Raw genomic sequence first — 24811 nt, 5'->3', positions numbered from 1 at the left:
ATTACCATACTTCGGACAATGCAACAACAGCTTTTCCTGCAAAACAAGACGGTAATAGTATATGTTTATTTCGTATATATTTCTTCCTTCAATATGCCGATATAGGGCAGATTCCGATAGGAGCTGTCATAATCCAGGCCGTAGCCGACGACGAAGGCGTCGGGAATTTCAAAGCCGTTGTAGTCGACGTGGATATCGACCTTCCGGCGCGACGGCTTGCTCAGCAAGGTAGCCAGCTTAACCGAATTGGCTCCGCGGTCTTTCAAATAGGGCACGAGATAGCTCAGCGTAATGCCCGTATCGATGATATCCTCAACGATGAGAATATCCTTTCCGGCGACATCGTTGTCCATGTCCTTGCGAATCGTAACCGCGCCGGACGACGTGGCCGACGAGCCGTAGCTGGAGCAGCTCATGAAATCAAATTTTACGGGAACCTGAATCTGGCGGGCCAAATCCGTATAGAACACGACGGCGCCTTTCAAAATGCCGCACAGCAAGATCGTCTTGCCGGCGTAATCGGCTGTTATCTGCGCGCCTAGTTCCCGCACTCGCTTCTGTATTTGTTCTTCTGTAAATAATATTTCTTTTACGTCTTGATGCATATCGTATATCCTCCCCCGGAATGACAAAGTATATATAACGACGCAGGCTTCCCTGCGATGCTTTCTTTTTCATGATTTCGTTCTGCGCCGGCCCTTTATGCCCTGCGACACTACGACGCACAAATCGGATTTCGTCGTATAGGCCGTGACGCGGCCCGTCTGGAACTGCTTGCCCGCGCCCTTGCAGGCCAGCTCCCGTATCGTTTCTACGTAATGAAAGGGTATATCCCGCTCCGTCCCCGTCGCGTTCCGGCACAGCAGACGCACGAGGCGGCGCTGCAGCGCCGCGGGCTGGCTGAGAAACCATTTCTTTTCTACGCCGGCTCCGCCTGGGCACGGCCTGACGTGAGCCTCGTACAGACGGCTCGCCCACTGAGCCATGCAGTCGTCTTCGGCCTGGGCAATCTGGGCCAGCCGGTTTAAATCGCCGACGACGGACGGATTGTACTGCCGCAACGCCGGCAGCAGCTCCAGGCGGATGCGGTTGCGCGTAAACTGGACGGAGTCGTTCGTTTCATCGTGACGGGGCGTCAGATTCCGCTCTTTGACATAGGCGTCGATCTCTCCGCGCGTTATGCCCAGGAGCGGGCGGACGACGTCGCCGGCTTGCGGCCGCATCGCGCCCAATCCGGCCAGTCCGCTGCCGCGCAGCAAGTGCAGCAGCACCGTTTCCGCCTGATCGTCCTGATGATGGGCTACGGCAATCGCCGCGGCTCCCAGACGGTCCTTTTCTTCGCGAAGCAGGCGGTACCGCTCTCTCCTGCCGACAGCTTCCAGCGACGCGCGTTCCTGCGCCGCCAGCGCCGGCACGTCTGTCCGGCGGCAGATAAAGGGACAGGCCCGCTTCTCCGCTTCCTGCCGTACAAACGGGACCTCCTCGTCGGCGGCCTCCCGAATGCCGTGATGGACGTAGCATACGGCGAGGCGCAAATCATAGGCCGGCCGCAGCCTGGCTAATATATCCAGCAATGCCAGCGAGTCGGGCCCGCCGGAACAGGCGATCAGAATCGTCTCTCCCGGCTGAAACAGCGAATGCTGCCGGCAGTATGCTTCTACAGTTTCAACGACGTTCATAGGCCGCTCCCGCCGCCTCCGCGCCAAGCGGCATCGTGGAAGGAATGGCGGAAAAAGACGCCTTCCATCAAATCGCTTTCGCTGATGCGAATGCTGTCAAAGCCGTATCGCCGCAAAAAGGAGCGGGCGACAGCCAGCCCGGCGACGATGATGTCGCTGCGCTTCGGCTGCAGCCCCGCCACATGGCGTCGGCCTTCGGGGCCCATACGCCGCAATCTGTCCAGGTGATAGGACAGGCGGTCCAGCGGCACGACGCAGCCTTCGATGCGGGACGGATCGTACTCCGTCATTTCCAGCTCCATCGCCGCCAGCGTCGTCAGCGTCCCGCCTACGCCGATGAGGGACGCCGATGGTTCTATGGGCGCAGGCAGCCATTGCCGGCTGCAATAGGCTTCTAACTCGGCCAATTCCCCTTCTTCCATCTGAGCTTTTTTCGTCAGGCGCACGGCGCCCAAGGGATAGCTATGGGACCAGGCGACGACGCCGTCCCGGCCGACGGCCACTTCGCTGCTGCCGCCGCCGATATCCAGGACGACGGCCTCCTTGCCGGCTTCAACGCCGGCTGCCGCCCCGCAGAAGCTGAGAGCCGCTTCCTCCAGGCCGGAAATGCAGCGGCAGTGCCAGCCAAAACGGGCCCGTATTTCCGCCAAAAAGGCTTGGCCGTCTGCGGCTTCGCGCACTGCGCTGGTCGCGACGGCACAGACGGGAACGGATCCTAACCGGGCCTGCCATCGGGCCATGGCCGCAAGGGAGGCCTCAATCCCTTCCGGCGATAAATGCCTTGTCTCTTCTATCTGATAGCCGAGGCGCGTCGTTTCCAATTCTTTCGCCGAAAACTTCCAGCGATCATCTTCCCAGCGCCCCGTCATCAGGCGCAGGGAATTGGAGCCGATATCGACAACGGCAAATTCCTTATCCTTCATCTGTCATGTACCTCGTTCTAAACTCGGACAGCCTTTTCCAGTCGGTAAAACAAAAAGAGCATTCCAAGACAGGAATACTCTTTATTCGTCCTTATGATTACCGATATACGAAATCAATCGGCACGGCGAGCGCCGCGGCCGCCGCGTTTTGATTCGGTATTGCGTTTCAAATCCATCTGGCGTTCGTCACTTTCCTTCAGGAATTTACTAAGCCGGTCCTCGAAAGACAACGATGTAGAAGAGCGGCGATTCGAGTCAAAATTGTTGTGCTGGCGGAATTCATGTCTTGGACGGAACTCTTTCTTTTCCGGAGCCGGCTGGGTCTGTTTAATAGACAGGCCGATTTTTCCCTTATCGTCGACAGACAAAACTTTGACGTTTACTTTGTCCTGAACTTTCAAGAAATCGTGCACATCTTTTACATACTCATTAGCAACTTCAGAAATGTGGACCAAGCCCACCTTCTTGTCAGGAAGCTCTACAAAAGCGCCAAATTTTGTAATCCCTGTCACGGTGCCTTCCAATACACTGCCTACTTCGATTGTCATGTTACCTTATATTCCTCCTTGTATGCTTCAGCTTTGCTGATAACACGTATAACGCTATTATACTCATAAACGGCAAAAAATTCAATCGCAAAATAATGTAAATTCCCAAGGCAAAGCGCGTCGTCAGCGCCTGTAGGGGATTTCTCCCGGCTCGGCCAGTCCGAACTGTTCCCGCGCCTGTTTTTCCACGGCGTCAGGGGACAGCAGCTGTTCTTTTCTGTCCTTCAGCCGCTGGTTTTCTTCCGTCAAGGCCTGCTCCTGCTGCAGCGTCCGCTCCATATCCTCATGAATCTGCCACATCTGATACATGCGCAGGCACAGGAAGACCCCGCCGACCAGCAGTATGAGAAGGACGATGCCCTTGTACAGCGTCATCCCCTTCTTTTTTTTCGTACGCCGCCGGCGCACCGTCCTGGTACGTCGGAGCCGTCCATCCCGTTTTTCCGTCATGATTCCGCTCCTTTAACGTAAGCGCTGCAATGCGCATGCTATAAGTATACCTTCATTTTCACGTAAGATAAAGTTTTTTCTCGATTTAATACGGCCCACTTTCGCAAATGCCGCTGATATTATATAATAGAACGTAAACTATGAAGAAACAGAGGTCTTTGCTCATGAGATATGCACCGATTACTCCTGAAATTTTAAAAAAACTGGAAGCTGTCGCCGGCCCTAAAAACGTCGTGACAGATCCGGATAAAATGCAGCCCTATTCCCACGACGAAGTGACCGACCCGGCGTACCACCACATGCCCGAAGCCGTCGTCTTTGCCGAAACGGCCGAGCAGGTCGCCGCCGTCGTCCAGCTGGCCAACGCCTATCATTTTCCCGTCGTGCCCCGCGGGCCGGCACAGGCCTGGCCTGCGGCGCCGTGCCCATTTACGGTGGCGTCGTCCTGTCCCTGGAAAAGATGAACCGCATTCTGGAAATTAACGAAGACGCCTTATATGCCGTCGTAGAGCCGGGCGTCCGCACGTCGGACCTGCAGGACGCAGCCGAAGCCAAGGGTCTGTTCTACGCCGGCGACCCCTGCAGCGGCGACTCCTGCTTTATCGGCGGCAATATCGCCACCAACGCCGGAGGCAACCGGGCCGTCAAATACGGTACGACGCGCCATCAGGTATACGACGTGGAAATCGTCAATCCGACGGGCCGCATCGTCCAGCTCGGCGCACGCCTGCAGAAGCAATCGACAGGCTACTGCCTCGAGCAGCTGGTCATTGGCTCGGAAGGCACGCTGGGCATCATCACCAAGGCGACAGTCAAGCTCCTGCCGAAGCCAAAATACGCCCTCGATCTGCTGGCTGTTTTCGATTCGCCGGAACAAGCCATCGGCACCGTCGGAGCCATTTTAAAGCAAGGCATCGTCCCGACCTGCGTCGAATACATGGACAATATTACGATCCGATCGGTAGAAAAATATCTCCATGAAAAGCTGCAGGGCAGTGATTCGGGAAATTACCTCATCGTCGAAGTCGAAGGCATCAATGACGACGACCTGGACGACAAGGCCGTCGCCTTAGACGAGCTCTGCACGCAGCACGGCGCGTCGTCGGTCCTCGTCGCCGACCACAATAAAATCTGGCAGGCCCGCAAGGCCTTTGCCGAGGCAGTCCGCGCCGAAAGTCTCATCGTCAGCAAAGAAGACGTCGTCGTCCCCGTCGACCAGGAACCGCTCCTGCTGGCGGAAATTCTCCGCCTGGCCGGCAAATACGGCCTGATCACCCGCATTGCCAGCCACGCCGGCGACGGCAACATCCATCTCAACATCTTAAAGCCCGACGATACGCCCTACGAAGACTGGGCCCGCCGGGTCGAACAAAACCAGCAGGAGCTGTACGCCTTCATCTACGCCCACGGCGGCCGCTTATCGGGCGAGCACGGCATCGGCTTTAAGCGCAAGCACTTGATGGAAGAATTTACCAATCCCGACGAGCTGGCCATGATGAAAGCCATCAAAAAGGCCCTGGACCCCAACAATATCCTCAATCCGGGCAAAATATTCGACATGGAATAGGCCTGTCCCAGCCCGGCCGGCTGCGGCGGCTCTTGCCAAGGATAGCCATTCTGTGTATAATGATTCATGTAGTCATATATCTTCAGGGCAGGGTGAAATTCCCGATCGGCGGTATAGTCCGCGAACGCTACGGCGTAGGAGCCATGTGCTCGTGATTTGGTGCGATTCCAAAACCGACAGTATAGTCTGGATGGAAGAAGATACGATGGAGCTGCCGCCGCGCAGCTTGTGTTGTGTTGACCAAAAAGCCCTGACGCTGCTGGACAGACCGTCAGGGCTTTATCATATTCAGGAGGTTTTATTGTGGCAAAGGAAAACAGAAAATTCAATACCGTAGAAGAAGCAATCGAAGAATTGCAAGCCGGGCACATCATCATCGTCACCGACGACCCGGATAGAGAAAATGAAGGCGACTTTATCTGCGCCGCCCAGTACTGCACGACAGAAAACATGAACTTTATGGCAACGCACGGCAAGGGCCTCATCTGCATGCCCATGAGCATCGAATACGCCCGCAAGCTCGGTTTGCCGCCGATGGTAAGCGACAATACGGACAATCACGAAACGGCCTTCACCGTCTCCATCGACCATGTCGATACGACGACGGGCATTTCCGCCGTAGAACGGGCTCTGACGGCCCGCAAATGCACGGAAGAAACGGCCCGTCCCGAAGACTTCCGCCGTCCCGGCCATAACTTCCCCTTAATCGCCAAGCGCGGCGGAGTCCTGGCCCGCAACGGCCATACGGAAGCGACGGTCGACCTCATGCGCCTCGCCGGCCTGAAGCAAGTCGGCCTGTGCTGCGAAATCATGGCCGACGACGGCACGATGATGCAGACGCCGCAGCTGTGGGAATTGGCCGACAAGTACAATTTAAAATTCATCACTATTCACGACCTGCAGAACTACTGCCGCCGTCACGACAAGCACGTCGTCCGCGAAGCCGTCGCTAAGATGCCGACGAAATTCGGCGAATTCAAAATTTACGGCTACGTCAACGACCTGACGGGCGAACACCACGTCGCCCTCGTCAAAGGCGACATCGGCGACGGTAAAAACCTGCTCTGCCGCGTCCACTCCGAATGCCTGACCGGCGACGTATTCGGCTCGTGCCGCTGCGACTGCGGCGAACAGCTGGCCGCTGCCATGACCCAGATCAACGCCGAAGGCCGGGGCATTCTCCTCTACATGCGCCAGGAAGGCCGGGGCATCGGCCTCATCAACAAGCTGAAGGCCTACGTCCTTCAGGAACAGGGCTATGACACCGTAGAAGCCAATGAAAAGCTGGGCTTTGCGCCAGACCTGCGCGAATATTGGATCGGCGCTCAGATTCTGCAGGATTTGGGAGCCAAAGAACTGCGCCTGCTGACGAACAACCCGGAAAAAATCTACGGCCTTGAAGGCTTCGGCGTAGAAATCGTAGAACGCGTGCCGATTGAAATGAAACCCCAGGAATTCGACGAATTCTATTTGGAAACGAAAAAGCATAAGATGGGACATATTCTTCCCCACCTGCGCTGATACAGCGTAATTATCTAAGAAAAAGAGCAGCATGCAGATTCTGAATAACCATTAGAAGTCTGCTGCTGCTCTTTTTGGCTTATACCTGCGGTTCTTTCAAAATAAACTTATCTTTGTAATAGTCAATCAGCCCATCTTTTTTCATCCGGCTCAGCTCTGCCGACATGGCGCTCCGGTCGACAGAGAGAAAATCGGCCAGCTGCTGTCGGTTAAAGGGCAGTGTAAACGACGAAGATTCCTGCCGCAGCGCTTCTTCCGACAAATAGAACATGAGCTTCTGCCGCGTCGACCGTTGTGACATATACCGTATTTTCTGCGTAAGCTGCATATTGCGCCGTGCCATGATAGCCAGAAGATTCAAAGCCACACGTTCCTGCGCTTTCGTTAAGACCTGGCCGGCATGAATAATGCTGTTTACGTTGATGAACATAACTTCCGTATCGTCTAAGGCGGCAACATCTACTGTCGACTTTACATCAGGAAGACACGCAAAGGCTTCGCCAAATAAACTGCCGGGGCGAACTTGGGACAAGATGTTGCGGTTGCCCCAGTAATCTTCCTGCAGGATGTGCACCGTGCCGGATAAGACAATGCCGATTTGCTCAATTGTATCTCCTGCATAGAAAATAAAATTCCCTTTTTTGTATTTCTTTTTATATATGTCCATCGCATCCAGTAGTTTGCCAATATCTTCTGTCCCGATGTGAGCAAACAACTCAGAATGTTGAATGACTGGTAAAAAATATTGCAATTTCATTCACCTCGTTGCAAAAACAACAGATTTTTCCTGCCCTGTATAGTATACTTTCACCATAAGGCAGCACACTACATGCCCATGCTATTTACGTATATAAAACCACTGGAGGAATACATTATGATTAGAAGAATTATTCAAATTGATGAAGAAAAATGCAATGGCTGCGGTGCCTGCGCAGCAGCCTGCCACGAAGGGGCCATCGCCATGGTAGACGGAAAAGCCCGCCTCATGCGCGACGATTACTGTGACGGACTAGGCGACTGCCTGCCCCACTGCCCGACGAACGCCATTACCTTTGTAGAGCGCGAAGCCGCTCCCTATGACGAAGCCGCCGTAAAGGCTAATATGAAAGCCAATGGTCTGAAACATACTGGCGGATGTCCCGGCAGCCAGTCCCGCGTACTTTCTCACGGCTGCCCCGGACAGGCAGCCATGTCTCTTCAGACGGCTGCAGCCGAACTTCCCAACACGCCGGCAGTCGCACAATCGCAGCTGCGCCAATGGCCCGTACAAATCAAACTCGTGCCGGTCAAAGCAGACTATTTCGACGGAGCCCATCTGCTCATCGCAGCGGACTGCACAGCCTATGCCTACGCTCGGTTCCATGAAGATTTCATTCGCAATAAAATTACGATTGTCGGCTGCCCTAAGCTGGACAGCATTGACTATTCCGAAAAATTGACTGAAATCATCAAACAAAATGATATCAAAGATGTCACCATTGTCCGCATGGAGGTTCCTTGCTGCGGCGGCTTGGAAATGGCTGCAAAAAAAGCACTCCAGCAAAGCGGAAAATTTATTCCCTGGCAGGTAAAGACCATTACGATCGACGGCCATATCAAGGAAGATTAATGTCCTGACCTAAAACGATTCCCCATTTTTCATATTGTAAAAAAAGAAGCTTACCTTTCATAGGATAAGCTTCTTTTTTATGGAGAGAAACTTCGTACCGGAGAGAAACTTCGTACCGCCTTATACGTTCCATTCTTCTTTCAGCGTAGATAAGCACATGAAAGTCTGAGACGACGAAACCGTCGGGATTTCATTCAACTCTTCCATAAGGAATTTTTCTAAATCGTCAGGAGTTTTTACCAATACTTTCAAGAGGTAATCAAAGGCCCCCACTACGTGATGGCACTCCAAGACCTGAGGGAACTGAACGACCTTTTCCCGGAATTCTTCGACGTCGCCGGACCGTTCCATATTAACCATAATAAAAGCCGTGACGTTGTATCCCGTCTTACGGCGGCTGATTTTTGCGCCATATCCTTCAATGATACCGGCGTGTTCCATTTTTCTGATTCGTTCTGCTACAGCCGGTATGGACAAACCGACAACTTTGCTGATTTCCGTAGCAGAAGCTTTTCCGTTTCGCTTCAAAATTGTCAAAATTTTGTCATCAATGTGATCCATATGTCGTTACCATCCTCTACAAATATTTATAGTTATATTATCTTACATTTTGAAGAAAAAGTAAATATTATTCAAGAAAATACTTCCGTTCCGCTTAAAATTTTACATGTAGGGGATAGTTATTCAGCTATACGAAAGTCGGCGTTCATGTCGGAAAAACGGCTGCGGAACCCGTCGGTCATGTAAATCGTTCCATCGTTTCCCGTAATTTCGCATTCTACGCCGTCCATGCCGTCGATAAAGGCCAGTCCCTTCTGCGGGCCTAACACAAAGACGACCGTCGTCAAGATATCGCTGAGCATTCCCGCATGCTCTACGTCTCCGTCGATGACGATAGAGTCGCTCATGACGCCCGAATCGGCGGGATATCCCGTGACGGGATCAAAAATATGGTGATACCGCTTTCCATCCTGAATGAAGTACCGTTCGTAATCGCCAGACGTCGACAAGGCCTGGTTTTCTATGCTTACGATGCCTAGGTATTCACCATCTTTATCCGAACGAGGGTGCTTCATGCCGATGTTCCAGGCTTTGCCCTTGCTCGTCTTGCCGACGGCGTACATAGAGCTGGCGCCCATATTGATCAGTCCGCTTTCAATATGATGGGCTTCGTAAATCTTGCGGACCTCATCGACAGCATAGCCCTTGGCGACGCCGCCCAGGTCGATGGACATACCAGCCTTGGCCAGCATGACGCTGTGGTCTTCCGGACGAAGGAGGATATCCTTATAGTTGACGCGCTGCATCGCTTCGGCCAGCTCTCCCGCTTCCGGAACGTGCTGATGTTCCGTCCCGATCTGCCAGAGATTGGTAATAATGCCGACGGTAATATCCCACTCGCCGCTGCTCCGTTCTGAAAAGCCTTTGGCAAAGGAAATCATCTCGTATACCGCCGGGTCTACCTGCACGTAATGGGAGCCGGCAGCAGCGTTGATCTTGCTCACGTCGCTGTCGGGATTTTGCGAGCTCGCCAGGGCGTCCAGCCGCGCGATGCGGGCAAAGCTTTCATCTACGGCTTCCTGTGCTTCTTTCCCAGTCGCCCGCAGAGAAACGGTCGTATCCATGGCGATACCGCTCCTATCATAAGAAGACTCCGGATGCAGAGAGCATCCGGAGCAACTCATCACGACCAGGAAAGCGGCGGTAAGAATATATCTTGCCCTGCGTTTCCAGTTCATCATATTAACCTATCTTTTCTTCTGCTTTTACGTCAGCCAGCAAGGAAGCAATCGCCTTCGTCGGGCATTTTGCTACGCACGTAGCTTCTTCGCAGTTATGGCAGATTTCCGGATTGACGACAGCCAAATGGTCGACAACCTTAACGCCGCCTTCATGAGCGCAGTTCTTCACGCACAGACCGCAGCCGATACAAGCAGCCGAGCAGTCCTTACGAGCTACAGCACCCATTTCCTTGGACGAGCAGCTGACGGAAACCTTCGCGCTGATCGGCAGCAATTCAATGACGTGGTTCGGACAAATGCTGGCGCATTTACCGCAGCCGGTGCACAGCTGCTTATTAACCTTCGGAAGACCGTCTTCGCCCATGGTCATAGCGCCGAAGGGGCAGGCCTTTACGCAGTTGCCGAAACCGAGACAGCCGTATTTGCAGAATTTCGGACCCTGCTGTACGATTTTAGCGGCAGCGCAGTCATGAACGCCTTTGTATTCATAGGCCAATTTCGCGATGCCGTTGCCGCCGCGGCAGCGGATGTGAGCGTATTTCGGTTCCGTAGCTTCGGCAACCTTACCGGTCAGCTGGGCGACGATAGCTGCAACTTCAGCTTTACCGGGAACGCAAAGGTTAGGCGGAACATCGGGATCAAGAACGACAGCTTCTGCGTATTTAGCGCAGCCAGGGAATCCGCAGGCGCCGCACTGGCCTTTCGGCAATGCTTCTTCAACTTCGCCGATAAGCGGATTTTCTTCCATGGCGAACTTCTTATCTGCAAATGCAAGGACAAAGCCGAACACTACGCCGATGCAAGTCAGAATAACGACTGCCATGATTGCAATCTCAGTGTAATTCATAATAAATATTCCAACTCCTTTGCGTAATTAAATCATACCGGAGAAACCAAGGAAGGCCAACGAAAGCATACCGGCAACGATGAAGGCAATCGGAGTGCCTTTGAGCGAATGGGGTACGTCGGCGAAATCCAGTTTTTCACGGGCGCTGGCCATGAGGACGAGGGCGAGCGCAAAGCCTAAGCCGGAACCAATAGCAAATACGAGGTTTTCGAGGAAGTCGTAGTTGCTGGTAATGCTGATAACCGGTACGGACAATACGATACAGTTCGTAGCGATCAGCATGAGGTAAATGCCCCACATGTTATACAGCGTCGGGGACATCTTTTTAATGACGATTTCCAACAGCTGTACGAAGCTTGCGATCAAGATAACGAAAGAAATCGTACGAAGGAACGTCAGATCAAACGGAACTAATACATAGTTGTACAAAAGCCAAGCGAGAACCGTACTCATCGTCAAGACGGATGTTACGGCAAAGCCCATGCCTACAGAAGCGTTGAGGTTTTTGGATACGCCGAAGAAGATACATAGGCCGAGGAACTTCGTCAATACGAAGTTATTGATCAATACAGCGCCGACAAACAGCGTAAAGTATTCGCCCATTATCCTTCACTCCCTTTCAGTTGTCTTGCTCTTTCGCGGGATTCATTCCAGATCTTAATGCCGGCCATCATGAAGCCGATGAGCATGAATGCTCCAGGCGGCAGAGCCAAAATCAGAGCAGGCTGGTATTCCGGCCCGAACATCGGAGTGCCGAGCAGCGTACCGTTGCCGAAGAGTTCACGAACGACGGAAATGCAGATCATAGCGATGGTAAAGCCGACGCCCATGCCCATGCCGTCGAGGAAGGAAACGACGATGCCGTTCTTCGAAGCAATCGATTCAGCGCGTGCCAGGATGATAGCAAATACGACGACCAAGTCGAGGTATACGCCGAGGGCCTGGTACAAGTCCGGAGCAAACGCCTGAAGGAACAGCTGTACGCACGTTACGATCGTAGCGATACAGGTAATGTATACAGGTACGCGGACCTTTTTGTTAATGGTCTTACGAATAATAGATACGACTACGTTGTTGGACGTAATAACAAACCATACTGTCAAACCCATGGTCAAACCGTTTACTACGCTCGTCGTAACGGCAAGGCCCGGGCACAAGCTCAAGGCTAATACGAAATACGGGTTTTCTTCAATAATGCCTCTGCTAAATACTTTCCAAAGACTCATTATTTATTGCCTCCCTTCGTTGCGCCGGCAGCGGGCTGGGAAGAAGCGCTCTGGCCGCTCAAAGCAGCTGCTTTTTCAATCGCTTCTTTTACGCCTGCAGAGAAAGCGCGGGAAGAAATCGTAGCACCGGTCAAAGCCTGAATTTTATTCGGCTGATTCGGTTCTTTCGTTACTTCCAGGCCGTCGATTTTCTTGCCTTTGAACTGATCTTTAAACGGAGATTTCGCGCCTTTGTCGCCAAGGCCCGGCGTTTCGTTTGCAGCAAGAACGGTGTAATCGATAACGGTGCCGTCGGCAGATACAGCCGTCAGCATTTTAATCGGGCCGCCGTATCCTTTCGGAGCCGTCGGAATGATGTAAGCTACAGTTTTGCCGCCTTTTTCAGCGATAAACGTATCAGCTTCGCCCTGTACGGGAACGAATTTATCAGCGTCCGCAACCAAGGCTTTCATGGAATCCTGTTTCATCTGTTCTGCTTTGTCGGCTGCAATCGGGCCGGTGATGAAGAAGACGACGCCGATGATGCAACCCGAAACTAAACAGGTCAGAATAAGATTCAATGCAACCTTAATGATGCTGTTTCCATGATTGTCTGTCATGTTATTTTGCCCCCTTTGTTTTAACTTCACCAAAGACGGTCGGTTTTACAAGGCGGTCGATAAGCGGCGTCAATGCATTCATCAGGAGGATGGAATAGCAAACGCCTTCAGGATAACCGCCGAAGAGACGAATCAATACGGTAATAAGACCTGCGCCTAAAGCGAAGATGATTTGGCCTTTCAAGGTAATCGGAGCCGTTACCATATCCGTTGCCATGAAGAACGCGCCGATGATAAGGCCGCCGGCCATCATCTGGAACAACGCAACGTTGGGGCCGTAAGCAACGCACATGAGAACGCCGACAGTAGCGATCATGACGACAGGAACCTGCCAGTTGACATAGCCCTTATAAATGAGGTACAAGCCGCCGAGGATCAGGAGAACCGTAGAGGTTTCGCCCAAAGAACCATTGCGCGTACCGATGAACAGGCTCTGGTAAATCGTGCCCCAGTCGTTCGTGCCGAACAGCTGGAACAGGGCGTCCGTGCCGCCGTGCTTGAATACGTTCAGCGGCGTAGCGCCGGCAACGCCGTCAACGACCGTGCCGTTGAGCTGCGTCCACGTCGTCATAGCGACAGGCCAGGAAACCATCAAGCCTGCACGGCCGACGTGAGCCGGGTTGAAGAGGTTATGACCAAGGCCGCCCATGGACTGCTTGCAGACGACGATAGCCAGGAAGGAGCCGATGATGCTCATCCACCAGGGAAGGCTCGGCGGGCAGCACATAGCCAGCAAGAGGCCGGTGATAACAGCGGAACCATCTTTAATGGTTACCTTTCTGTGCATACCTTTTTCCCATAAAAATTCGAAAACAACTGCGGAAACAATGGCTACTACGATATTGACGAGGGCATTGACGCCAAAGTAGTAAACGCCAAACGCAGCGGCAGGCACGAGGGCGGCAACGACGCTCCACATAATTTTAGGGACCGTTTCGTTACAGCGAACATGCGGCGAAGATGATACAGTAAGTTTTAATTCCTGCATGTCTTTAGCATCCTTTCCTATAGTTTGTCCTTTAGCTTCTGGACTCATGATATCCCTTCTTCCATTAGATCTTAAGCTTTCTGTGCCTTAGCCTGAGCGGCTGCCTGAATGGCTTTGCACTGAGCTTTTGCATTGCGGATATACTGGACGATGTTGCGTTTTGCCGGGCAAGTGTATACGCAGCTGCCGCATTCGACGCAGTTCATGACACCGTATTCCATGCACTTATCCCATGCCTGGCAAGAAGCGAAGATGCTCAGCTGGCTCGGAACCAAACCCATCGGACAGGCGGTGACGCAGCGGCCGCAGCGGATGCACGATTCTTCTTCGCCGACCTGGCATTTTTCCGGAGACAAGGCGAGGATACCGGAAGCGCCTTTTGTAATAGGAACATCAAGCTGGTACTGGGCAAGACCCATCATCGGGCCGCCGGCAATAATGCGGTCCGGCTGCTGAGAAAAGCCGCCGCAGTAATCGATAGCTTCCTGGAAGGTCGTACCGATACGCAGGGACAGGTTCTTCGGTTCTTTGATGCAGTCGCCCGTAACCGTCGTCAAGCGTTCGATGAAGGGGATTTCGTGGCATACGGCGTCGGCAATCGCAATGACCGTACCGACGTTGCTTACGACGCAGCCGACGTTCATCGGCAATCCGCCCGGTTCGACCTGACGGCCCGTGCAGGCTTCGATCATCATTTTTTCAGCGCCCTGCGGGTATTTCGTCTTGCAGGTTACGACTGTAACTTCGGGAATATCCTTGAAAGCTTCCGTCATGTTCTTAATCGCTTCCGGCTTGTTGTCTTCAATGCCGATGAAGCCCTGTTTTACGCCGAGAGCCTTCATGCAGATCTGTACGCCCGTTACGAGTTTTTCCGTCGTTTCTTTTTCAACCATGGCGCGGTAGTCGCAGGTCAGATACGGTTCGCATTCGGCGCCGTTTACGATAAAGGTGTCGACAGGTTTGTTCGGCGTCAATTTTACATGAGCAGGGAACGTAGCGCCGCCGCAGCCTACTACGCCGGCCTTTTTAATCAATTCAACGATTTCCTTGCTATCGAGCTGCTTCCAGTCGTGTTCTGCCGGAAGACCTTCTACCCATTCGTCTTTGCCGTCTGCCTCAATAACGACAGCCATGCATTTGACCATCATATTATGCGGCATCGGAGCTACCTTGACGACTTTACCGGACGTAGAAGCGTGGATGTCAGCATGCAGGAAGGCATCGCTGGTCCCAATAACCTGGCCTTTTTTTACCAGGTCGCCAACCTTGACTGTCGGAGTACAAGGAGCACCAAAATGCTGGCTCATAGGGATGACTACTTGATCCGGTACTGCCGGGGTTTCAATGGCTTTATCCTTAGCATAGATTTTGCCATCATCAGGATGAACCCCACCTCTTTTAAAGGTATTCAACATCAAAAATCACCTCATTAATATATAATGAAAAATAATAAAAACATGAAGCAACTATTTCGGATATACAGCGCACCAGCTGCGCTGCAGCCTTCACGGACCTGTTCCTGCCGACTGCGTTGCCGTACAGACCGCTGCCGCTGCAGTGCTGCCAGCCAGATTCCGACGACACTACGCCGCATATCCAAGGGTGCTCCCTTCACGCGCTTTCGTACCTGCCTGTGAAGGCCGTTGATACAAGCATGCGTTGCAGCCGGTTTATCCCATCGTTTTCATTCTGCATAAGCCGGCTGATTTAGAAAAAATAAATCGAAAGAAAGTCCGCATCATTTCCGAGACATACTTTCAATCGCCTATATTATATCATCATATATTCTAATATTCAATGTGAAAATTATAGCAAAGACGGCGATTCTGGCGAATTTTTCGCATATACAGCCTCTCTGGCCGGAGGCAAAAGAAGGGCAAAAAATTCAATAAATATTCAAAACAGCAAGTTTACGTGTTTTTTACAATTCGCACCAAAGGAGTGTCTTTTCCCTATTGGTACGCATTATTGCACATTTTGCATCCATGATATTTCATCATATTTATTATTCTTTTATCGTTTCATCTTATTAAAAATAATTCCCATGACGATGTGTTCTTCTTGTCACATATATATCTTTCTGTTTTTCAGGAGCATATATAAAAAACAGAGGTTTTCCGCTGAAAAACCTCTGTTTTACAAAGTCAAAATTTATTTTTATTTCTTTAAATCCAACGCCGTCTTGATCAGGCCCTTGAACAAGGGATGGGCCTTCGTCGGACGGGATTTGAATTCCGGATGGAACTGGCAGCCGACGAACCAGGGATGATCCTTGATTTCAACGATTTCGACAAGGCGATCGTCCGGCGACGTGCCCGAAATCACCAGGCCAGCTTCGCTGAGCTCCGTTCTGTATTTATTGTTGAATTCCCAGCGGTGGCGATGGCGTTCGTAAATGAGGTGCTCGCCGTATACATCGAAGGCCTTTGTGTCCTCTTTCAGCTTGCAGGGATATACGCCCAAGCGCATCGTACCGCCTTTGTCGGAAATATCGACCTGATCCGGCATGAGATCGATGACGGGGAAGGCCGCGTCTTCATTGAATTCCGAGGACGTAGCGCCCTGGAGGCCGCCGACGTGGCGGGCAAATTCCATGACGGCGCACTGCATACCGAGGCATAAGCCCAGGAAGGGAATCTTGTGCTCGCGGGCATACTGGACGGCGCGGATTTTGCCTTCAATGCCGCGGTTGCCGAACCCGCCGGGAACGACGATGCCGTCGATGCCCTGGAATACGTCTTCCATCGAAACGGCCGGGTCTTCCAGCGATTCCGAATCAATCCAATGGATATTGATCTTGGACTTGTAGGCGATGCCGGCGTGGTTCAGGGCTTCGGCGACGCTCAAATAGGCGTCGTGAAGGGCGACGTACTTGCCGACGAGGGCGATGTCCAATTCGTTTTCCGTGTGGTAAATATCGTATACCATCTGCTTCCAGTCTTCCATGTCGCACGGTTTGTCCGGCAGGTCCAGTTTTTCCAAAACGATGCGGTCCATGCCTTCTTCCGCCAGGAGCAGCGGCACTTCGTAAATGCTGTTCAGCGTCTTGTTTTCAATCACGGCTTCCTTGTCGATGTCGCAGAACAAGGCCAGCTTTTCCTTCATATCGTCCGACAAGGGACGTTCCGTACGGCAGACGATGATGTCCGGCTGAATGCCGATGCCGCGCAGTTCCTTGACGCTGTGCTGGGTCGGCTTGGTCTTCAATTCGCCGGCAGCGCCGATATACGGAACGAGGGTGACGTGAATGTACAGCACGTCGTTGCGGCCGACTTCCTTCTTAATCTGGCGGATAGCTTCCAGGAAGGGCAGGCTTTCAATATCGCCGACGGTGCCGCCGATTTCCGTAATGACGACGTCAGCGTTGTCGTCGTCGCCTACGCGGTACACGCGCTGCTTGATTTCATTGGTAATATGAGGGATAACCTGAACGGTATGGCCCAAATAATCGCCGCGCCGTTCTTTCTGCAGGACAGACCAGTAAATCTTGCCGGTTGTAACGTTGGAGTTCTTGCCTAAGCTGATGTCGATAAAGCGTTCGTAATGACCTAAATCCAAATCTGTTTCCGTGCCGTCGTCTGTGACGAATACTTCCCCATGCTGATATGGGCTCATCGTACCGGGGTCGACGTTGATATACGGGTCAAATTTCTGAATCGTAACCTTGAAGCCGCGATTTTTCAGCAGCCGGCCCAAGGCCGCCGCCGTAATGCCTTTTCCCAATGAAGAAACAACCCCGCCTGTGACAAATATGTATTTAGCCATAATTCCTCCCTGCTGAGCTTGCGCTCCTATGAATACTGAATAACTATATGCTTGAAAAGTACGTAATGTTTATTTTTATTATATTACATTTTTTCAGGCGCAGAAACCCCTAAAATAGCCAAACTGTTGGCAATCGTAATCCGTACGGCCGTGACCAGGGCCAGGCGCGCCTTTTCCAGTTCCTTGTCTTCCTGAATGATGCGGCAGTGATTGTAGAACGTATGGAACAAGCCGGCCAGCTCGTGAGCAAAGTGAGCAATGCGGTGCGGCGCCCGTTCGCGGGCAGCCCGCTGTATTTCTTCCGGGAAGGCCGCCATCTTCTTGATCAGCTCCAGTTCCTGTTCGTCCTTCAGTTTAGCCCACTGCACGTCGGCCCAGTTCATATCCAGCTCGTCGCCGGCTTCCTGAACCTGGCGGTAAATGCTGTAAATGCGGGCGTGAGCGTATTGGATGTAATATACGGGATTTTCGTTGCTGTGCGATTTTGCCAAATCCAAATCAAAATCGAGCTGCGTGTCGAGAGAACGCATGATGAAGAAATACCGGGCCGCGTCGGCTCCGACTTCTTCGATCAGCTCATTCAGCGTAATTGCCTGACCGGTACGCTTGGACATCTTGACCGGCTTGCCGTCACGGAATAAGCTGACCATCTGCAGGAGCAGTATTTCCAGCTTTTCCGGGTCGTAGCCGAGAGCCGCCATAGCCGCCTTGACGCGGGCCACGTAGCCGTGGTGGTCTGCCCCCCAGATATTGATGAGGCTGCCAAAGCCCCGGTCGTATTTATTCTTGTGATAAGCGATATCGGCGGCCAAATAGGTAGGTACGCCGTTGTCGCGAATGACGACGCGGTCCTTATCGTCGCCGTAATCCGTCGACTTCAGCCACAGCGCGCCGTCTTTTTCATACATCTTGCCGCGCTGCTTCAGCACATCACATGCCGCATGAATTGCATCGGGGTGAAGGGTCCGTTCGCTGAACCACTTGTCAAAATGAACATTAAAGGCAGCCAAATCCCGCTTTAAGGCTTTCAGCTTTTCAACATAAGCCCGGTCTTTAAACAGTTCCAGCCGTTCGTCTTCGGGCATATTCAAATAAGCATCGCCGTCCTGGTCGATAATAGCCTGGGCCGTATCGATGATGTCGTGGCCATGATAGCCGTTTTCCGGAATATCTGCTTCCTGTCCCAGCAGCTGCAAGTAGCGTGCGTTGACCGAGGCGGCCAGGTTATTCATCTGATTGCCTGCGTCGTTGATATAATATTCTGCCTGTACGTTGCAGCCGGCAGCGCGCAGCAAGTTGACGAGGGCGCTGCCGTACGCTGCGCCGCGGCCGTGGCCGACGTGAAGGGGACCTGTCGGATTGGCGCTGACATATTCGACCTGTATCGTGTCTTCTTCACGCAGCGGCGCTTTGCCGTAATCGGCGCCGGCAGCCAGTATATTTTTCAGCGTATCGTAAATGACGTCGTGCTTTAAAAAGAAATTAATGAATCCGGCGCCGGCGATTTCCGCCCGGTCCAGCCAGGGATAGTCCATCTGCGCGACGATGGCTTCGGCGATCATCTTCGGCGCACGGCGGGCAATGCGGGCCGACTGCATGGCGATATTGGTAGCAAAATCGCCGAATTCCTTCTGCGGCGGAACTTCCAGGCTGATAGCCGGATAGTCGCCGGCAGGAAGAGTCCCTGCCGCAATCGCTTTGTCCAGAGCTTCAGCAATGCCCTGTTTCAATAATTCCTTCATTTCCATTACAGTTATCCTCCTGCACAGTAATCGTTAATTGCGTATAGTTTGAACCGACGCCTTCCAAATCGACATCGTAGCCGAGATGAATCGTGCCGACGCCTTCGCATAGCTGAACGTCACACTCATAGGTTCTGAATGTGACGTTCAATGCGCCGATAGGCGTTTCATACTTAGAATGCGAAACCTTTCCCTTGCGGTATTCCTGACGCTGGTGCACCTTTCCGAGACGCAGCAGCATGACCGCGCCGTCCGGCAGGACTTTGATAACCGTCGTCACGCCTTCCATATCGGTCAGCTCGCTTTCTTCGTACACGATGTACTGCGTGCGTTCTTTTTTATACGCCTTGCCTTCGGAAACGAGCTCGATAGCCAGCTCCTCTCCCTCTTCGTTGCGCTGAACGCTCTTTACCTTTACGATGACGGGCTTCATGCATTCCAACCTTTCTTATCATACTATCAATAATCCAATATTGCTATTATATAACAAGTGCCGGGAAAAAGAAATAGTTTATTTCGCGATTTACCGCGAATTCTCCCCGTCCCTGACTTCGATGATATAGGGCCAGTATTTTTTCGGCATGAACTGCCGGCGCAGCGGGTCGTTCCGCCGTTCGGCAATGGCGATGGTGCGGTAATACTGCTTCCACAAGGCGGCGAACTCTTCTTCCTGCGCCGACACGTCGACGCGCTGCAGTACCTTGGGAATGTCTACTAAGACCGCTTCACGGCGGTCGTAATATACGCCTATGCGCCGCCGCCTGTCGTGGATAACCCACTCTTCGCTGCCAAGGCGCTTCACAAAATGGGGAGCCATGACCGGCACGACGCAGCACGTCGGCGCCAGCGGGCAGTACAGCATGCCGCCCTTCAATTCCTGAAACCGCGCCAGCCCCAGCAGCTTATGCCGTTCATTTCCCGTCTTGCGGGCCCACTGGCGGACTTCCCACACAGCGGGCTCGCTCAGATGATGCAAAAACTCCCCCTTCAGCCGGAAGGCCTGCCGGATATACTGGAGCAGCTTCATCTCCCGCTGCGGCTGTTCCGCTAAAAAGGCGTAGTACAGGAAATGGCACGTCTTTCCGCCGCACTGGACCTGCAATCCGTCCAGGATGCGCTTCGCTTTCACGCCGTCTGCAGGCACATACTGCTGACGGCCAAACAAATCGCCCGCCCCGTCGCAGTGTATGTCCTCCGTATGCTGCAGCCCGTCGTGCCAGGCGTCGAACACGGCGGACAGATAGCCGAAAAAGGACCCGTCGTATACATAGATCATGAGTTGACTCCTGCAAATAAATCCATCGGTTCATATCGCCCGGCCTGCTCCGCGCCCAAGAGGCGGCTGCGGATGTAGTCCGGCCGGTCCGATTCTCCGTAAAACCGTCCCCGGCAGGTGATGAAGTATTTGGCCCGTTTCAGGACGATGCCTAAGCGGCGCAGTGTATCGTAGGACAGCCACGCCGACCGGCGGGCCGCACAGATGCGTCGGGCCGACGTCACGCCGATGCCGGGAACGCGGAGCAGCATGTGATACGACGCCTTATTGATTTCTACGGGAAATACTTCGGGATGACGCAGGGCCCAGCAGGCCTTCGGGTCCAAATGGAGATCAAAATCCGGCTCGGCGTCGGTCAGGATTTCGTCGGCAGAAAACTGATAGTACCGCAGCAGCCAGTCGGCCTGATACAGGCGGTGCTCCCGCAGCAGGGGAGGCTGCGTCAGGGCCGGCAGGTTCGGGCCGGTCATGGCCGGCACATAGGCGGAATAATACACCCGCTTTAATTCGACCTGCTTGTACAGGGCCTCGCTGAGCCGCAGAATCGTCCGGTCGCTGTCCGGCGTCGCGCCGATGATGAGCTGCGTCGTCTGTCCTGCCGGCACAAAAGCCGGCGCTTTCCGGCTCGCCTTTCGATTTTCTTTTCGTTCGGCAATGCCGCTGCGGATTTCCCGCATGGGAAGGAGGATGTTTTCCTTCGTCTTCTGCGGCGCCAGCAATTTTAAGCCTGCCGAAGAAGGCAGCTCGATATTGACGCTCATGCGGTCTACGTATTTCCCCAATTCGCGGATGAGGCGCGGATCCGTTCCCGGAATGCCTTTCATATGAATATATCCATTGAAGTTCTTTTCTTCCCGCAGAATTTTCGCCGTCCGAATCAGCAGCTCCGTCGTTTCGTCAGGCGAACGGTACACGCCGGAGCTGAGAAATAACCCTTCGATATAATTGCGCCGATAAAACTCGATAGTCAGCTCAGCAATTTCCTCAGGCGACAGCATGGCCCGCTCCGTTTCATGACTGCAGCGGTTTACGCAGTAGGCGCAGTCGTAGATGCAGTAATTCGTCATGAGGATTTTCAGCAGGGACACGCATCGCCCGTCGGCCGACCAGGTATGGCAGATGCCGCCGTACGCGCCGTTGCCGATTCCGCCAGCTTTATTTTCCCGCCGGCTGCCGCTGGATGAACACGACACGTCGTATTTTGCAGCGTCGCTCAAAATCGTCAGCTTTTTCTGCATAACGTCCCATTTCATAAGCATTCCTCCCTGTTTACGTTATATCATACCACAAGACAGGCGACATTTCAAACATATGTTCCTAATATAAAACCGGCGCGTCCGCTCTGTTGCGAAACGCGCCGGTTTGCGGCGATTATAAATGGAGCCCTTCTTTTAATTGGGCAAAAATCTTTTCCTCTTCTTCTGTCAGTGAACGACCTAAATCAATGTGCAGCTCTTCGCCCTTGTTTTTAGCCTTTTCCTGCTCATGAGGGTCGCCGCTCTTGACGCTGTTGTCTCGGATAATCACCGTATTCACCTCCTGCGCGTCTTTAGAAAAAAAGGGCTAAACCGTATATGATTTAGCCCTTTAACCTTATGCGTTCTTACTCCACAACGAAAGACGCAGCGTTTGCATCTATCTTAAAGCAAGGATTTCGGTTCCGGATACGCTTTGATATCGTCGGCGACAGCTTTGGCAATTTCGTCGATGATGCCTTCCTGGTCGTCGCGGAGAGACGATTTCATGTCGAGGGTCGGTTCGAGAAGTTCGCAGTTCTTGAAGCGGTTCTGTACGTAGTCGACCATCGTGTTGTACGCGGCGGATGCCCAGCTGTGATTGCCGATAACGGCGATCTTGCGGTTCTGGAACATGAGGGTCTTCAAGTCGTGGAGGAAGTTTTCCATCGGCAGGAAGAGGTTCAGGTTGTACGTAGGAGCAGCCAGAACCAAGTGGCTGTATTCCCAGGCCTTCGCCGTAACGTAGGACGGGTGAATCTTGGCTACGTCGTACAGGCGGACGTCGCGGATGCCGAGCATGCTCAGCTTATGAGCCAATACGCAGGCAGCCCGTTCGGTGTTGCCGTAAATGGACGAGAAAGCGATGACGACGCCTTTCTTTTCCGGTACGTATTTTGCCCAATGGAGATATTTTTCAATGATGTACTGAATCGTTTCCGGAGTGCGGAATACGACGCCGTGAAGCGGGCAGATGACTTCGATAGGAATGCCGGCGGCTTTCTGCAGGACTTTTACGACTTGCGGGCCGAATTTGCCGACGATGTTGACGTAATAGCGGCGGGCCGAATCGAGATAATTTTCTTCAAAGTCGACCTGGTCGGCGTATACGTTGCCTACAGTGCCGAACATGCCGAAAGCGTCGGCGCTGAACAATACCTTGTCCGTAATGTCGTAGGACATGATGACTTCCGGCCAGTGAACCATCGGCGCTTTGACAAACGTGAGGACGTGCTTGCCCAGTTTGAGCTGGTCGCCTTCCTTGACTTCTACATAGCGGCTCGGCATGGGTTTGCGGAAGAACTGTTCGAACAGCTTAAAGGTCTGAGCCTGAGCGACAATTTTTGCTTCCGGATGTTTTTCCAGCAGCGCGACGGCAGAGCTGGCATGGTCCGGTTCCATATGCTGCAAAATGAAATAATCCAATTTGCGGCCTTTGAGCAAATATTCTACGTCTTCAATGAATTCGTCGCGGCAGCTCTTGTCCATCGCGTCGACAACGCAGGTCATTTCGTCGTCGATGAAATAGGAGTTGTACGTAACGCCTTCGGGAATCGGGAAAATCCGTTCAAAAATTTCGGTGCGGAAATCGTTGCACCCCATCCAATAAATGCCATTTTTAATTTCTTCTACGCAATGCATAGCAGACTACCTCCTTATGTACATAGTAAAACACTTGTAAATCGCTGATATAAAAATCTTGTTACATATGTATCATATCACGTTTTACACTAATAGAAAATATCTTTAAAGAAAAAATATTGATTATTTAGGTTTCTTTTCCGATTCCGATTTCCCCGCATCGGACCCGCCCTTTCGTTCCTGCGGCGCGCCGCTGTCAGAAGACGCTTCTTCCTGCCGTTCGCTTTCTTCGTTCTTTGCCCTTTCGTCGGACGGCGAATCCTTGTCTTTAGAAGCCATAGCGTCGGCTCGCTGCTGTTCCTCCGATACGCCGCGGCGTTCCGTCTGGGAAACGGCCGGTTCGTCGCCGATGGAGTTCGCTTCCGATACGAGGCGGTCTACAAGCTGCTGCAGCACGTCCTGATCGGCCTGAGACAGCTCTTTGCTGCTGAACAGCATTTCCTGTGCCTGTTCAGCCAGGGCCGACGCCTGGGACCGTGCTTCGCGCTGGCTGATACGGCCCGAATGATAGTTGCGGTTCAGCTCGCGGAGGGCACTGGAAATTTCGGCAGTCTTCGTGCGGATGCGGGCGGCGGCCAATTCGCCGCTGCGCTGTTTCTGCGCGTCGGCGTCGTGAATCTTCTTGTCTTCTTCGCGGCTTTCCAGCAGTTCTTCCTGCTGCTGTTCCGATACGCGTTCCAATGACGCCGCCGTCACATGGGTGCCGACGTAATACTCGTACCCCATATAAGCCAGGATCGCGATGGGAAGGCACAGCAGCATCATTTCGATACGCCGCAGGTGGGCTGCCTGCTTCCAGCTGATGACGTTGCGGCGGCGATGCTCGATAATGAGGACGACGCCGACGATGACGACGATCAGGAACAACGCTATATAGATGAATAATTTATGCCAGACCGTCGCCTGCAGCTGTATTTGAAAGGGCTCCGACGCGTTGAGGCTCCACATATACGTGCTGCCCTGCTCGTCAGCCGTCGTGCTGTTGCCCTCTACCTCCGTGCCCGACGGGAAGGACACGATGTATTCCAGGTCTGCGCCGTTTTCTTCCATCGCCATGCCCAGCCGCAGGTGTTCCAGGCTGTTTTCATCGAAGGTGTAATCAATGTAGTACGTCGAGCAAATCAGCCCGTCGTGGGTCTTATGGATGATGCGGTCGACAGAGCTTTTATTCGCTCCTTCTTTCGTTACGGTCTTCATAGCCCGGAAGCCCTCGCCGTTGCTGTTGTTGTAATCCATGATCGTATAATTCCGCTTCTGGAATTCGTCGGCGTCGCTGCGCAGGGCCTTCTGCCCTTCCGCCGTTTCCGACACCTTCAGAACGTCCTGCGTCTCGCTGCCGTCGTCATGGATAATAGTCTGGGCGCGGAAGCCCGTCAGCAATACGAACGAAAGGGCCAGCAACAGCGTCGCGCCCAATTTCACATACGATTTCATAATAGCCTCTCCTTCTGTC

Annotated in this window: 24 protein-coding genes, 1 pseudogene and 1 riboswitch; of the genes and pseudogenes, 3 read left to right on the top strand and 22 right to left on the bottom strand. The window is 53.0% G+C overall.

Annotated elements, in window-relative coordinates:
* Positions 1-65 precede the first annotated feature (65 nt).
* From hpt to CJ260_RS03440, 5 genes are all read right to left on the bottom strand, one after another.
* Positions 66-605, bottom strand: a complete 540-nt coding sequence (gene hpt / locus CJ260_RS03460) for a hypoxanthine phosphoribosyltransferase (protein WP_095629180.1) — start codon at positions 603-605, stop codon at positions 66-68.
* Between the two features lie 69 nt (positions 606-674).
* Positions 675-1679, bottom strand: a complete 1005-nt coding sequence (gene tilS / locus CJ260_RS03455; RefSeq protein ID WP_095629179.1) for a tRNA lysidine(34) synthetase TilS — start codon at positions 1677-1679, stop codon at positions 675-677.
* Complete coding sequence (locus CJ260_RS03450; RefSeq protein ID WP_095629178.1) at positions 1676-2602, bottom strand: phosphatase; 927 nt, start codon at positions 2600-2602, stop codon at positions 1676-1678. Before CJ260_RS03450 ends, tilS begins: the two co-directional genes overlap by 4 nt.
* Positions 2603-2715: 113 nt before the next feature.
* Complete coding sequence (locus CJ260_RS03445) at positions 2716-3150, bottom strand: S1 domain-containing RNA-binding protein (protein ID WP_087476792.1); 435 nt, start codon at positions 3148-3150, stop codon at positions 2716-2718.
* 123 nt (positions 3151-3273) lie between these two features.
* Positions 3274-3600, bottom strand: coding sequence for a septum formation initiator family protein (locus CJ260_RS03440; RefSeq protein ID WP_095629177.1), 327 nt, complete (start codon positions 3598-3600; stop codon positions 3274-3276).
* Positions 3601-3764: 164 nt separating this feature from the next.
* Between CJ260_RS03440 and CJ260_RS03435 the strand changes: the two are divergent.
* Together CJ260_RS03435 and CJ260_RS03430 are read left to right on the top strand one after the other, a co-directional pair.
* Positions 3765-5167: pseudogene (locus CJ260_RS03435) on the top strand (FAD-binding oxidoreductase).
* 74 nt (positions 5168-5241) lie between these two features.
* Positions 5242-5373, top strand: a riboswitch (FMN riboswitch).
* Between the two features lie 97 nt (positions 5374-5470).
* Positions 5471-6688 carry a bifunctional 3,4-dihydroxy-2-butanone-4-phosphate synthase/GTP cyclohydrolase II gene (locus CJ260_RS03430; protein WP_087476789.1) on the top strand — a complete coding sequence of 406 codons (1218 nt, stop codon included), beginning with the start codon at positions 5471-5473 and terminating at the stop codon, positions 6686-6688.
* Positions 6689-6767: 79 nt separating this feature from the next.
* Here the strand turns inward: CJ260_RS03430 and CJ260_RS03425 are convergent, their stop codons facing one another.
* Entirely contained in the window at positions 6768-7355 is a 588-nt protein-coding gene (locus CJ260_RS03425) for a Crp/Fnr family transcriptional regulator (RefSeq protein ID WP_233127885.1), read from the bottom strand.
* 207 nt (positions 7356-7562) lie between these two features.
* Between CJ260_RS03425 and CJ260_RS03420 the strand changes: the two genes are divergently transcribed.
* Entirely contained in the window at positions 7563-8297 is a 735-nt protein-coding gene (locus CJ260_RS03420) for an ATP-binding protein (protein WP_095629175.1), read from the top strand.
* A 120-nt stretch (positions 8298-8417) separates the two neighbouring features.
* On the opposite strand, the gene CJ260_RS03415 is transcribed toward CJ260_RS03420, so the two are convergent.
* From CJ260_RS03415 to CJ260_RS03345, 16 genes are all read right to left on the bottom strand, one after another.
* A complete protein-coding gene (locus tag CJ260_RS03415) occupies positions 8418-8858 on the bottom strand; it encodes an Lrp/AsnC family transcriptional regulator (RefSeq protein WP_087476787.1) in 441 nt (146 codons plus the stop codon).
* 119 nt (positions 8859-8977) lie between these two features.
* Positions 8978-9922, bottom strand: a complete 945-nt coding sequence (locus tag CJ260_RS03410; protein WP_095629174.1) for an FAD:protein FMN transferase — start codon at positions 9920-9922, stop codon at positions 8978-8980.
* 118 nt (positions 9923-10040) lie between these two features.
* The gene (rnfB, locus tag CJ260_RS03405) at positions 10041-10886 is read right to left on the bottom strand and encodes an RnfABCDGE type electron transport complex subunit B (protein ID WP_087476785.1); all 846 of its coding nucleotides are present in this window, start codon (positions 10884-10886) and stop codon (positions 10041-10043) included.
* A gap of 27 nt (positions 10887-10913) precedes the next feature.
* Entirely contained in the window at positions 10914-11489 is a 576-nt protein-coding gene (locus CJ260_RS03400; RefSeq protein WP_087476784.1) for an electron transport complex protein RnfA, read from the bottom strand.
* Complete coding sequence (gene rsxE, locus CJ260_RS03395; protein ID WP_087476783.1) at positions 11489-12112, bottom strand: electron transport complex subunit RsxE; 624 nt, start codon at positions 12110-12112, stop codon at positions 11489-11491. Before rsxE ends, CJ260_RS03400 begins: the two co-directional genes overlap by 1 nt.
* Positions 12112-12711, bottom strand: coding sequence for an RnfABCDGE type electron transport complex subunit G (locus CJ260_RS03390; protein WP_087476782.1), 600 nt, complete (start codon positions 12709-12711; stop codon positions 12112-12114). The genes rsxE and CJ260_RS03390 overlap by 1 nt, the downstream gene beginning before the upstream one ends.
* Before the next feature lies 1 nt (position 12712).
* Positions 12713-13747: an RnfABCDGE type electron transport complex subunit D gene (locus CJ260_RS03385; RefSeq protein ID WP_087476781.1), complete on the bottom strand. Its 1035-nt coding sequence runs from the start codon at positions 13745-13747 to the stop codon at positions 12713-12715.
* A 23-nt stretch (positions 13748-13770) separates the two neighbouring features.
* Positions 13771-15114 carry an electron transport complex subunit RsxC gene (rsxC, locus tag CJ260_RS03380; protein WP_095629173.1) on the bottom strand — a complete coding sequence of 448 codons (1344 nt, stop codon included), beginning with the start codon at positions 15112-15114 and terminating at the stop codon, positions 13771-13773.
* A gap of 742 nt (positions 15115-15856) precedes the next feature.
* Positions 15857-17464: a CTP synthase gene (locus CJ260_RS03375; RefSeq protein ID WP_095629172.1), complete on the bottom strand. Its 1608-nt coding sequence runs from the start codon at positions 17462-17464 to the stop codon at positions 15857-15859.
* A gap of 83 nt (positions 17465-17547) precedes the next feature.
* Positions 17548-19212, bottom strand: coding sequence for an arginine--tRNA ligase (argS, locus tag CJ260_RS03370; RefSeq protein ID WP_095629171.1), 1665 nt, complete (start codon positions 19210-19212; stop codon positions 17548-17550).
* Positions 19175-19639 (bottom strand): DUF1934 domain-containing protein, encoded by a 465-nt coding sequence (locus CJ260_RS03365; RefSeq protein ID WP_095629170.1) that lies wholly within the window; start codon positions 19637-19639, stop codon positions 19175-19177. Before CJ260_RS03365 ends, argS begins: the two co-directional genes overlap by 38 nt.
* A gap of 90 nt (positions 19640-19729) precedes the next feature.
* A complete protein-coding gene (locus tag CJ260_RS03360; RefSeq protein ID WP_095629169.1) occupies positions 19730-20482 on the bottom strand; it encodes a TIGR03915 family putative DNA repair protein in 753 nt (250 codons plus the stop codon).
* Entirely contained in the window at positions 20479-21735 is a 1257-nt protein-coding gene (locus CJ260_RS03355; RefSeq protein WP_233127884.1) for a putative DNA modification/repair radical SAM protein, read from the bottom strand. Before CJ260_RS03355 ends, CJ260_RS03360 begins: the two co-directional genes overlap by 4 nt.
* Before the next feature lie 118 nt (positions 21736-21853).
* Positions 21854-22009: a hypothetical protein gene (locus CJ260_RS12925; RefSeq protein ID WP_162860305.1), complete on the bottom strand. Its 156-nt coding sequence runs from the start codon at positions 22007-22009 to the stop codon at positions 21854-21856.
* A gap of 113 nt (positions 22010-22122) precedes the next feature.
* Positions 22123-23358, bottom strand: coding sequence for an FprA family A-type flavoprotein (locus tag CJ260_RS03350; RefSeq protein ID WP_087476775.1), 1236 nt, complete (start codon positions 23356-23358; stop codon positions 22123-22125).
* A 123-nt stretch (positions 23359-23481) separates the two neighbouring features.
* On the bottom strand, positions 23482-24792 hold the full coding sequence (locus tag CJ260_RS03345) for a hypothetical protein (RefSeq protein ID WP_095629168.1): 1311 nt from the start codon (positions 24790-24792) through the stop codon (positions 23482-23484).
* Positions 24793-24811: the final 19 nt, after the last annotated feature.

Source organism: Megasphaera sp. ASD88 (assembly GCF_002287425.1).
In the GTDB taxonomy this organism is placed as follows: Bacteria; Bacillota; Negativicutes; order Veillonellales; family Megasphaeraceae; genus Megasphaera; species Megasphaera stantonii.
This window is presented reverse-complemented; position numbering and strand designations above follow the sequence as displayed.

Excerpts from the sequence above, each read along its gene's own strand:
- hpt (WP_095629180.1), bottom strand. The coding sequence starts at position 605 with ATGCATCAAGACGTAAAAGAAATATTATTTACAGAAGAACAAATACAG.
- tilS (WP_095629179.1), bottom strand. The coding sequence starts at position 1,679 with ATGAACGTCGTTGAAACTGTAGAAGCATACTGCCGGCAGCATTCGCTG.
- CJ260_RS03450 (WP_095629178.1), bottom strand. The coding sequence starts at position 2,602 with ATGAAGGATAAGGAATTTGCCGTTGTCGATATCGGCTCCAATTCCCTG.
- CJ260_RS03445 (WP_087476792.1), bottom strand. The coding sequence starts at position 3,150 with ATGACAATCGAAGTAGGCAGTGTATTGGAAGGCACCGTGACAGGGATT.
- CJ260_RS03440 (WP_095629177.1), bottom strand. The coding sequence starts at position 3,600 with ATGACGGAAAAACGGGATGGACGGCTCCGACGTACCAGGACGGTGCGC.
- CJ260_RS03425 (WP_233127885.1), bottom strand. The coding sequence starts at position 7,355 with ATGGACATATATAAAAAGAAATACAAAAAAGGGAATTTTATTTTCTAT.
- CJ260_RS03420 (WP_095629175.1), top strand. The coding sequence starts at position 7,563 with ATGATTAGAAGAATTATTCAAATTGATGAAGAAAAATGCAATGGCTGC.
- CJ260_RS03415 (WP_087476787.1), bottom strand. The coding sequence starts at position 8,858 with ATGGATCACATTGATGACAAAATTTTGACAATTTTGAAGCGAAACGGA.
- CJ260_RS03410 (WP_095629174.1), bottom strand. The coding sequence starts at position 9,922 with ATGGATACGACCGTTTCTCTGCGGGCGACTGGGAAAGAAGCACAGGAA.
- rnfB (WP_087476785.1), bottom strand. The coding sequence starts at position 10,886 with ATGAATTACACTGAGATTGCAATCATGGCAGTCGTTATTCTGACTTGC.
- CJ260_RS03400 (WP_087476784.1), bottom strand. The coding sequence starts at position 11,489 with ATGGGCGAATACTTTACGCTGTTTGTCGGCGCTGTATTGATCAATAAC.
- rsxE (WP_087476783.1), bottom strand. The coding sequence starts at position 12,112 with ATGAGTCTTTGGAAAGTATTTAGCAGAGGCATTATTGAAGAAAACCCG.
- CJ260_RS03390 (WP_087476782.1), bottom strand. The coding sequence starts at position 12,711 with ATGACAGACAATCATGGAAACAGCATCATTAAGGTTGCATTGAATCTT.
- CJ260_RS03385 (WP_087476781.1), bottom strand. The coding sequence starts at position 13,747 with ATGAGTCCAGAAGCTAAAGGACAAACTATAGGAAAGGATGCTAAAGAC.
- rsxC (WP_095629173.1), bottom strand. The coding sequence starts at position 15,114 with ATGTTGAATACCTTTAAAAGAGGTGGGGTTCATCCTGATGATGGCAAA.
- CJ260_RS03375 (WP_095629172.1), bottom strand. The coding sequence starts at position 17,464 with ATGGCTAAATACATATTTGTCACAGGCGGGGTTGTTTCTTCATTGGGA.
- argS (WP_095629171.1), bottom strand. The coding sequence starts at position 19,212 with ATGGAAATGAAGGAATTATTGAAACAGGGCATTGCTGAAGCTCTGGAC.
- CJ260_RS03365 (WP_095629170.1), bottom strand. The coding sequence starts at position 19,639 with ATGAAGCCCGTCATCGTAAAGGTAAAGAGCGTTCAGCGCAACGAAGAG.
- CJ260_RS03360 (WP_095629169.1), bottom strand. The coding sequence starts at position 20,482 with ATGATCTATGTATACGACGGGTCCTTTTTCGGCTATCTGTCCGCCGTG.
- CJ260_RS03355 (WP_233127884.1), bottom strand. The coding sequence starts at position 21,735 with ATGAAATGGGACGTTATGCAGAAAAAGCTGACGATTTTGAGCGACGCT.
- CJ260_RS03350 (WP_087476775.1), bottom strand. The coding sequence starts at position 23,358 with ATGCATTGCGTAGAAGAAATTAAAAATGGCATTTATTGGATGGGGTGC.
- CJ260_RS03345 (WP_095629168.1), bottom strand. The coding sequence starts at position 24,792 with ATGAAATCGTATGTGAAATTGGGCGCGACGCTGTTGCTGGCCCTTTCG.